Origin of the sequence: Micromonospora sp. NPDC047465, assembly GCF_040643125.1 — a bacterium.
Lineage (GTDB): Bacteria > Actinomycetota > Actinomycetes > Mycobacteriales > Micromonosporaceae > Micromonospora.
The window spans coordinates 106,513-115,759 of record NZ_JBEYTP010000007.1 but is presented as its reverse complement, the minus strand read 5'-3'; the positions used below and the strand labels follow the sequence as shown (position 1 = coordinate 115,759).

Genomic DNA, 9,247 nt, shown 5'->3' with positions numbered 1-9,247 from the left:
CTCGGCTCGGCTCGGCTCGGCTCGGCTCGGCTCGGCTCGGCTCGGCTCGGCTCGGCTCGGCTCGGCTCGGCTCGGCTCGGCTCGGCTCGGCTCGGCTCGGCTGTATGGTGCCGGTACTCGGCCGCTCGAAGGCCTCGGTGTGGGACGTCGTCGGCGCGGCGGCCTCGTCGACAGCACCCGCCGGTTTCGGCCTGGACTCGTTCGTCGGGGAGTCCAGCGCGGCCGTGCTGATCTGGCAGTTCCGCTCCCGCGCGCCCGATGAACGGCTGGCGCTGCGGCTGATCGGCGTGTCCTTCTTCGCCCTGGCGGCCTGGCGTGTCCTTCGACGCCGTCCGGCCGCTGCTGGCCGGCCTCAGCCACTGGTCACTGCACGTCGTCTGCCCATCTCTCGCGAGCAGGTCGAGCATGCCGGAGCGGCCGGCCAGCGGCGGCGCGGCCTGGCGCGGGTACTGGGCGGGGTGGTTGCGGATCGCCGGCGTCGCCGCCGCGCTCCCGGGCGCCGCGGCCTTCGCCCCGGTAGGACGGCCGGGCAATCAGGGTGATTCGGGCTCCTGCCGGCCCGGGCCACGGCGCCCGCTCATCCTGCCCAAGACGGTGAGAGAGGTGGCCGGCATGACGACATCAGGTGTGATCTTCGAGCGGTGTGGATGCCGCAGCCTCAACGGTCGGCGGTTGGCTCGGCGGTCGGCGGTCGGCGGTCGGCGGTCGGCGGTCGGCGGTCGGCGGTCGGAGAGTCCTGCCCACGGCTGGGCGAGCGCGGCCACGGCACCCGGCATTCCACCGCTCGGCAACCAACCTCCTCGGCCACTCCGAGCGGGTGCGCCGCGGCGGCTACCCGTCCCAGACCGCCGCCCACCGGGCGCGTCGCCTGGCCGGTTGAGCACGTCGGGAGGTGACCACTTCGGTGGCCTGCACCCAGCGCAAGGCCAGCCCACCGCATCGGGTCGTCACCACCGTGACCCCGCTCGCTCTCCCCCGTTCAACGACGAGGACGCACCCCTGGGACCCGCCCGATCCGCGATGCCGCCGGCGCGCGCCCTGATGCTTGCTGCGTGGCGGTCAGCCGCGCTTCATGAGGCGGCCGACGGCGGCCATCATCTCGGTGGCCATCTCGTCGGCCCGGCCTTCCGCCGCCCCTTCGTGCATGCAGTGTCGGGCGTGCCCGTCGAGCAGGCCGAGGGCGACCTTGTCCAGGGCGGCCTGGATCGCGGAGATCTGCGTGAGCACGTCGATGCAGTAGCGGTCGTCGTCGACCATCTTCTCGATGCCGCGGACCTGCCCCTCGACGCGGCGCAGCCGCGCGAGCAGTTGGTCCTTGCTGGCGGTGTATCCCCGGGTCGGGGTTGGCGTGGCGGTCATCCGCCAACTATAGCCAACCCCCCGGGGGTATTCCCAGTCAGTCTTGCCGTCGGCGCGGCGGCGGTCATCGGGTCGACAGCCAGGCCGACGCCGCACTGCCGACAGGGGCGGGAGCGCGGCGTCGACCCGGGCCGGGGCCACGGTCAGGCCCGAGCCGCCTCATACCCGGCTTCTTCGAGTGCCTCGACGACGCGGGCATCGTCGATGTCGCGGCCCGCCCGCAGCGTGGCGCGGCCGGCGGCCAGGTCCACCTCGACGGCGTCGACGCCGTCCAGCTCACTGAGCAGGTTCTTGACCTTGTTGGCGCAGCTGTTGCAGGTCATGCCGGTGACCTTGTACACGGTTGTACTCACGATCGCACTCCTCACTCATACCCGGCAGGGGTATCTGTGCGTCCGACCGTACGTCATGGCAGATGTCTTCGCAACCACGGCGAGGCAGGGGCGTTCGCCGCGACGTGTCGCCTGCCGCTTGCCGGCGGCACATACCCATCCCCCCTACGTGTATATGCTGTCGGCTACCCAGAGGGGGTATGACGCATGGAGGTGCGAGGTGGACAAGATTGTCGTGGTCGGGGCGTCGCTGGCCGGACTGCGGGCCGTTCAGGCTCTACGCAGAGAGGGCTTTGCGGGTGAAGTGACGCTGATCGGCGCGGAGCCGCACGACCCGTACAACCGGCCGCCGCTGTCCAAGAGCGTTCTGCGGGGCGACGACGATGTCGTCTTGCCCGGGGCAGAGGAGTTCGACGGGCGTTGGCTACGCGGCAGGACGGCGGTGCGTCTGGACACCGTCGACAGGGCGGTGGTCGTGGATGACGGCACGGTGGTTCCCTATGACGGCCTCGTCATCGCGACCGGAGCCCGGCCGCGGCGGCTGGCCGAGCACCCGGCTGGCGTGCACACGCTGCGGACGCTCGAAGACGCGCTCGCTCTGCGCGCCGCCCTGGCAGAACGCCAGCGGCGGGTCGTGGTGATCGGCGGCGGCTTCATAGGCGGCGAGTTCGCCTCGACCGCGCGGTCCCTCGGTCATGTGGTCACGGTCGTCGACAGCGCGGCGCACCCCATGCTCGCCACCCTGGGCGCCGACGCCGCCCGCTGGCTGGGCGCTCATCACCGCCGCAACGGCGTGGACCTTGTCTCTGGCGTACGTGTCACCGGCTTTCCCGGCACGACGCGGCTCGCCGGCGTACGGCTTGCGGACGGAGAGGTGATTCCGGCGGACCTCGTGGTCGCCGGCATGGGTGTGGTGCCCAATACCGAATGGCTGGACGGTAGCGGTCTCACCGTCGAGAACGGCGTGGTGTGTGAGCCGACTCTGCACGCCCGGGGCGCGGACGACATCGTGGCCGCCGGGGACGTGGCCCGCTGGCCACACCAGTTGTTCGGCAACACCTTGGTCCGGGTCGAGCACTGGGCCAACGCCAATGACCAGGGTGCGGCGGCCGCGCTGAACCTGCTGGCCGGGCCAGAGCACGCCACGCCGTTCGCGGATGTGCCCTCGTTCGCCACGAACGTGCACGGCGCACGGATCCAGATCGCCGGCCTGCCGCATCTGGCCGAGGAGGCGAAGCTGGTCACCGGAACCTTCGAGGACGACCAGTTCTCGATCGGCTTCACCGCCAACGGCCTGCTGGTCGGCGCGGTGGCGGTGAACTCGCCAAAAGACTTCGTCCGCCTGAAGCGGGGTGTCGCGGCGGGCAACCCACTGGAGCTGTGAGCCACCCGCACGGGGCAGACCCGAACGTGGTTCCGATCACCGAGACCGGGACTTGATACCCCTAGGGGGTATGGGTAACCTATCGACATCGGGCGGACGGCGGCTCGGGCCGCCGAGCCGCGAGTGTCATCGACACCAATAGAAGGACGGTCGTCATGGAGACCAGGACCTACGCCGTTATCGGCATGACGTGCTCGCACTGCGTCAACTCCGTCGGGTCGGAGATCGGCAAGATCCCCGGCGTCACGGACGTGCAGGTGGATCTGACCAACGGCACCGCGACCGTCACCAGCGATCGGCCGCTGGACGACGCGGCGGTCGCCGCGGCGGTCGACGAGGCCGGCTACGAGCTGGGAAGGTAGTCATGCGAACTTCGATGAAGCTGGGCGCGTACGCGCTGGGTTTGGCGGCGGTGTTCACGGCCGCCCTCGGGGCCGGAGATGTGGCCGGGACGGCCCCGGCCGCGCCGTCGTCACACGACGACGCTCACGCCGGCGGCAACGCTCGTGCCGGGGAGCACAGCGCTGCCGGGGAGCACAGCGCTGCCGGGGAGGCCGGCGGGGGTGGGCAGCTGCCGGCCGGCCTGCAGGTGACCCAGGATGGTTACCGACTCGCGCCGGTGTCCGCGACCCTGGCCACTGGTGCGCCTGAGGAGTTCCGCTTCCGAGTGCTGGGCGCGGACGGCGCCCCGGTCACCCGGTATGTGACCAGCCACGACAAGGATCTGCACCTGATCGTGGTGCGCCGGGACCTGGCCGGCTTCCAGCACCTGCATCCGACGCTGGCTGCCGACGGCACCTGGTCGGTGCCGATCGCGGTCGCCGCGCCCGGGCAGTACCGGGTATTCGCCGACTTCCAGCCTGACGGGCACGCCGACGGGCTGACCCTCGGCGTGGACGTGCCGGCACCGGGGGACTATCGTCCGGCGTCGCTGCCGACCCCGGCCCGCACCGCGACCGTTGACGGTTACGCCGTCACGCTCGACGGCGACCTCACGCCAGGCGGGTCCTCGACGCTGACCCTGTCGGTCAACAAGGACGGGCGGCCGGTGACCGACTTGGAGCCGTACCTCGGCGCCTACGGGCACCTGGTGGCGTTGCGCGACGGTGACTTGGCGTACCTGCACGTGCACCCCGACGGCACGCCCGGCGACGGGCGTACGGCGGCCGGGCCGCAGGTCACCTTCCACACCGAGGTCCCGTCCGCCGGCGCCTACCGGTTGTTCCTGGACTTCCAGCACGGCGGGAAGGTCCGCACCGTCGCGTTCACCGCGGTGGCCGGACAGGCCGGCCCGGCCGGAACTGCGTCGAGTGCCGCCACACCGGCGCCCACCACGTCCGCCGGCCACGGCGGGCCGGGCCACACCCACGGGTAAGGAGACAACGACATGACATCCGTCGGTAACCGCTTGCAGGTGGCGCCGAATCAGATCGAACTGTCGATCGGGGGGATGACCTGTGCCTCCTGCGCCTCTCGCATCGAGAAGAAGCTCAATCGCATGGACGGGGTCACCGCCACGGTCAACTACGCCACCGAAAAGGCGAGCGTGACCTTCCCCGACGGCCTGACGCCGGCCGATCTGATCACGACGGTGGAGAAGACCGGCTACATCGCCCGGTTGCCAACGCCGCCCCAGCCGCCCGGCGAGGGACCCGTCGAGGCGACACCCGCGGTCGATGAGTTGAGCGGGCTACGGACCCGGCTGTGGGTGTCGCTGGCGCTTTCGGTGCCGGTGGTCGCGATGGCGATGGTGCCAGCGCTGCAGTTCACCAACTGGCAGTGGCTGTCCCTGACCCTCGCCGCACCCGTCGTGGTGTGGGGTGCGCTGCCGTTCCACAAGGCCGCGTGGACGAACCTGCGCCACGGTGCGGCCACCATGGACACCTTGATCTCGATGGGCACCCTGGCGGCGTTCGCCTGGTCGCTGTGGGCGCTGTTCTTCGGCACCGCCGGCACGCCGGGCATGACGCACCCGTTCAGCCTCGACATCGGCCCCAGCGACGGGGCGGGCAACATCTACCTGGAGGCCGCCGCCGGTGTCACGACGTTCATCCTCGCCGGCCGGTACTTCGAGGCCCGGTCCAAGCGCCGCGCCGGCGCGGCGCTGCGGGCCCTGCTCGAGCTCGGCGCCAAGGACGTCGCGGTGCTTCGTGACGGGGTGGAGACCCGCGTGCCGGTCGCCGAGCTGACGGTGGGAGACCGGTTCGTCGTACGTCCAGGAGAGAAGATCGCCACCGACGGCGTGGTCGAGGAAGGCGCCTCTGCGGTCGACGCCAGCATGCTGACCGGCGAGTCCGTCCCCGTCGAGGTCAGCCCTGGTGACGCGGTGGTCGGGGCGACGGTCAACGCCGGCGGCCGCCTGGTGGTACGGGCAACCCGGGTCGGTGCCGACACGCAGCTGGCCCAGATGGCCAAGCTGGTCGAGCAGGCGCAGACCGGCAAGGCGGCCGTACAGCGCCTGGCGGACCGCATCTCCGGCGTGTTCGTGCCGATCGTGATCGCCCTCGCGGCGGGCACCCTGGGCTGGTGGATCGGCGCCGGCGCCGGGCTGACTGCCGCGTTCACCGCCGCGGTCGCGGTTCTGATCATCGCCTGCCCGTGCGCCCTCGGCCTGGCCACCCCGACCGCCCTGCTGGTCGGCACCGGCCGCGGCGCCCAGCTCGGCATTCTGATCAAGGGGCCTGAGGTGCTGGAGTCGACGCGCAGGATCGACACGGTGGTGCTGGACAAGACCGGCACCGTCACCACCGGCCAGATGACCCTCGTCGACGCCATCGCCGTGGACGGGCAGGACAGCGACGAACTGGTACGCCTCGCTGGAGCCGTCGAGGCGGCCTCGGAGCACCCGATCGCGCAGGCAATCGCCCGCGCCGCCACCGAGCAGCACGGCACCCTGCCGCAGGTGTCCGACTTCGGCAACCTGGAAGGCCTCGGCGTACGCGGCACCGTCGACGGTCACGACATGCTCGTCGGCCGGCTGCGGCTGCTCAGCGAACAGGGCTGGCAGGTGCCGGTCGACATCGAGCGGGCCACCGCCGCTGCGGAGGCGGCCGGGCGGACCGCGATCGTGGTCGGCTGGGACGGCACTGCACGGGGAGTGCTGGCCGTTGCGGACGTGGTCAAACCCACCAGCAAGGAGGCGATCGCGAAGCTCCGTGCGCTCGGGATGACCCCCGTGCTGCTCACCGGCGACAACACCACCGTCGCCCGAACAGTGGCCGCCGAGGTCGGCATCGACCAGGTCATCGCCGAGGTGCTGCCCGCCGACAAGGTCGACGCGGTCAAGCGGCTCCAAGCAGAGGGCAAGGTCGTGGCAATGGTTGGCGACGGAGTCAACGACGCCGCTGCCCTGGCCCAGGCCGACCTCGGTCTTGCCATGGGCACGGGGACCGACGTGGCGATCGAGGCGTCCGACCTGACCCTGGTCCGGGGCGACCTGATGGCCGCCGTGGACGCGATCCGGCTCTCCCGCCGCACCCTGCGAACCATCAAGAGCAACTTGTTCTGGGCCTTCGCCTACAACGTCGCCGCCCTGCCACTGGCGGCAGCCGGGCTACTCAACCCCATGATCGCCGGCGCCGCGATGGCCTTCTCCTCGGTCTTCGTCGTCGCCAACAGCCTACGACTGCGCCGCTTCACCACCGTCCAGTAACGACAGAACCACCGCCCCGCGCCGCTGCCACCCGCTGAGGTGGCAGCGGCGCGGGCGTATTGCTGATGATGCCCAGAGTGTCGACGCCGCGGTGTCAACGCCGGCTGGACTTTTTCGGGCGGAACCGGCAGCTGGCATGGAGTGTTCACGTCCTCGCCAGGGCGCGCCCAGTGCGACGCCGCCTACGTCGTGGGCGGATCCTTACGGCCGGAGGGATTTCGAAGGCCACGGTGAGAGGACCGCGTCGAACAAGCTTCCCGCTCACCGGGGTGCCGGGCGGGAAGATCGGCACCTGCCCCGGCGGGAGAAAGCCCGAACCGGTCTCTCACTACCAGTGTGGGATGGTCGGTACGTAGCCCGCTTCCTCTACCCCGGGCGGGCACTCCGGGACGCGTTCCTGGACCGAGGCGTCCCCGATGTGGGAAGCCGGTCGGCCGCTGGCGCGGTGGAGCTGACAGTGAGCGCGACCAGGGCCGCTCGCCGGGCACTCACAAGGGCTACCGGCCTCTCCGGACGGAACCGAGCCCACGACCGCCGGGGGACGGAGAAGTCCGTCTTCACCGCCAGCATGACCAACTCCGACCGTGATCCGGTGTCACATCGCAAGCGAAGAGGTCGACTGGCAAGCCCGGCTGTCCAGTGAAGAGGCAGGAGAAGCGCTGCACACCAGTCTGCTCCCGGGTGCCAGGCGCCACGCCCGCAGCCCGAGATCGGCGCGGCCCTGCTGGGAAGTAAGGCTCGCACACCGGCCTTGACGTGAAGATAGGGCGCGCCGCGCGGCGCGCCCAGCGGGTCCCGCCAAGACGACGGTGGGCCACGACCCTCGCCCGGTCGTGGCAGGCTTCGGGTCGCCCGGCCTCTTCGCCTGGGCGACCACGCCTTCACACATCCTCGTGTGTCGTTCGCACCCGCACCTGCACGTGTTCGGTCGGCTGGCCTGAGGGTGGCCAGCCGACCGAACGTGCTGCGGTGTTGAGTTGGTTCGCTGCGGTCAGCCGATCGGGGTTGGCTGGGTCTCGGCGGCGGTTTCCTGCCGGGTGGTGGTGCGCAGGGTGAGCGCGGCGAGCACCGCGCCCAGCGCGGCGATGGCGGCTGCGCCGAGGAAGGAGGCGGAGAACCCGTCGGTGAGAGCGGGCCGGTTCCCGAGCTGGTCGGCGCCGAACGACGCGGCGACCGCGGTCATCGCCGCCAGGCCGAGCGCGGACCCGACCTGGTAGCTGGTGTTGACAATCCCGGAGGCGAGGCCGCCCTCCTCGGGGCGGGCGCTGGAGATCGCCGTGCCCAGGGAGGGGATGAAGGCCAGGGACATGCCCAGCGCCGCGACGAGGGAGGCGGGCAGGACGTCGACCCAGAAGTTGCCGTCGGGGCGGATCAGCGACAGCCACCCCATTCCGACGGCGAGGACGGCGAGCCCGGTGACCGTCATGGCCTTCGGACCGAACCGGGCGATCGCCCGTGGGGCGAGGACGATCATGCCGATCATGATCAGGATGGTCATCGGCAGCAGCGCGGCGCCGCTGGGGAAGGCGCTGTAGCCGAGCACCTGCTGCAGGTACAGGTTGAGGAAGAACCACATGGGGATCCACGCTCCGCCCAGCAGCACCTGCGCCAGGTTCGCGGCACCGAGGTTCGGCGTACGGAAGATGGAAAGCCGCATCAGCGGTTCACGGCGCCCGGCCTGGATGGCCAGGAACACCGCGAGCAACGCCACCGCGCCGCCGAGCACCAGCCAGGTCTGGGCGGAGGCCCAGCCCACCTCCGGCGCCTGCACGATGGCGTAGACGGCGGCGGCCAGGCCGGCGGTGACGGTGAGCCCGCCGGCGATGTCGAGGGAACCGCGGCTGGCGCCGCCGGCGGGCATCAGCGCCGGGGTGGCGAGGACGGCGAGCACGGCGATCGGGATGTTGATGTAGAACACCCAGGGCCAGCTGACGTACTCGGTGATCAGCCCGCCGAGGAAGACACCGGCGGTGCCGCCTGCCGGTGCAGCTGCCCCGTACAGGGCCAGGGCCTTGGTCAGCTCCTTCGGCGTGGCGCCGAAGAGCATCATCAGCAGCGTCAGCGCCGACGGCGCGATGAGCGCGGCGCCGACGCCTTGGACGGCCCGGGCTGCCAGTTCGACCGCCACGCTGTCGGCCAGACCGGCTACGACGGACCCGACGAGCAGGATCAGCCAGCCCGTGGTGAACATGCGCCGGGCGCCGAACAGATCGGACAGACGACCGCCGAGCAGCAGCAGGCCGCCGAACGCCACGACGTAGGCGTTGAACACCCAGGACAGGTTCTCCGGTGAGAAGCCGAGATCGGCCTGCATCTGCGGCAGTGCGACGCCGATGATCGACGTGTCCATGATGACCATGAACTGGGCGAGCGCGATGAGCCCTAGGGCCCACCACCGCTTGGATCCGCGTGACATCTCCACCACTCCTCTAGCCCCTGGGGGGTATGGGTAACGGGAGAATGTGTACCCCCTATGGGTATCAGGTGTCAAGCGGCTCGACCCGCATTCCCCTGGGAGAA

The 9,247-nt window shown here is 71.0% G+C and carries 7 protein-coding genes and 1 pseudogene; 5 read left to right on the top strand and 3 right to left on the bottom strand.

Going from position 1 to position 9,247, the window contains the following annotated elements:
- Window positions 1-152: 152 nt before the first annotated feature.
- A pseudogene (locus ABZ793_RS09640) lies at window positions 153-351 on the top strand (hypothetical protein); the annotation flags it as partial.
- 708 nt (window positions 352-1,059) lie between these two features.
- Here ABZ793_RS09640 and ABZ793_RS09635 read toward each other — a convergent pair.
- Both ABZ793_RS09635 and ABZ793_RS09630 read right to left on the bottom strand, forming a co-directional pair.
- On the bottom strand, window positions 1,060-1,359 hold the full coding sequence (locus tag ABZ793_RS09635) for a metal-sensitive transcriptional regulator (protein WP_350712628.1): 300 nt from the start codon (window positions 1,357-1,359) through the stop codon (window positions 1,060-1,062).
- 143 nt (window positions 1,360-1,502) lie between these two features.
- Window positions 1,503-1,712, bottom strand: a complete 210-nt coding sequence (locus ABZ793_RS09630) for a heavy-metal-associated domain-containing protein (protein ID WP_357454510.1) — start codon at window positions 1,710-1,712, stop codon at window positions 1,503-1,505.
- A 199-nt stretch (window positions 1,713-1,911) separates the two neighbouring features.
- Here ABZ793_RS09630 and ABZ793_RS09625 point away from each other — a divergent pair, with 199 nt between their 5' ends.
- The 4 genes from ABZ793_RS09625 to ABZ793_RS09610 all read left to right on the top strand — a co-directional run bounded on the left by ABZ793_RS09625 (window position 1,912) and on the right by ABZ793_RS09610 (window position 6,727).
- Window positions 1,912-3,075, top strand: a complete 1,164-nt coding sequence (locus ABZ793_RS09625) for an FAD-dependent oxidoreductase (protein WP_357454767.1) — start codon at window positions 1,912-1,914, stop codon at window positions 3,073-3,075.
- A gap of 155 nt (window positions 3,076-3,230) precedes the next feature.
- Window positions 3,231-3,437 carry a heavy metal-associated domain-containing protein gene (locus ABZ793_RS09620; protein WP_357454507.1) on the top strand — a complete coding sequence of 69 codons (207 nt, stop codon included), beginning with the start codon at window positions 3,231-3,233 and terminating at the stop codon, window positions 3,435-3,437.
- Between the two features lie 2 nt (window positions 3,438-3,439).
- The gene (locus ABZ793_RS09615) at window positions 3,440-4,450 is read left to right on the top strand and encodes a hypothetical protein (protein WP_357454504.1); all 1,011 of its coding nucleotides are present in this window, start codon (window positions 3,440-3,442) and stop codon (window positions 4,448-4,450) included.
- 12 nt (window positions 4,451-4,462) lie between these two features.
- Window positions 4,463-6,727 carry a heavy metal translocating P-type ATPase gene (locus ABZ793_RS09610; protein WP_357454501.1) on the top strand — a complete coding sequence of 755 codons (2,265 nt, stop codon included), beginning with the start codon at window positions 4,463-4,465 and terminating at the stop codon, window positions 6,725-6,727.
- 991 nt (window positions 6,728-7,718) lie between these two features.
- Here the strand turns inward: ABZ793_RS09610 and ABZ793_RS09605 are convergent.
- Window positions 7,719-9,143 (bottom strand): MFS transporter, encoded by a 1,425-nt coding sequence (locus ABZ793_RS09605; RefSeq protein WP_357454498.1) that lies wholly within the window; start codon window positions 9,141-9,143, stop codon window positions 7,719-7,721.
- Window positions 9,144-9,247: the final 104 nt, after the last annotated feature.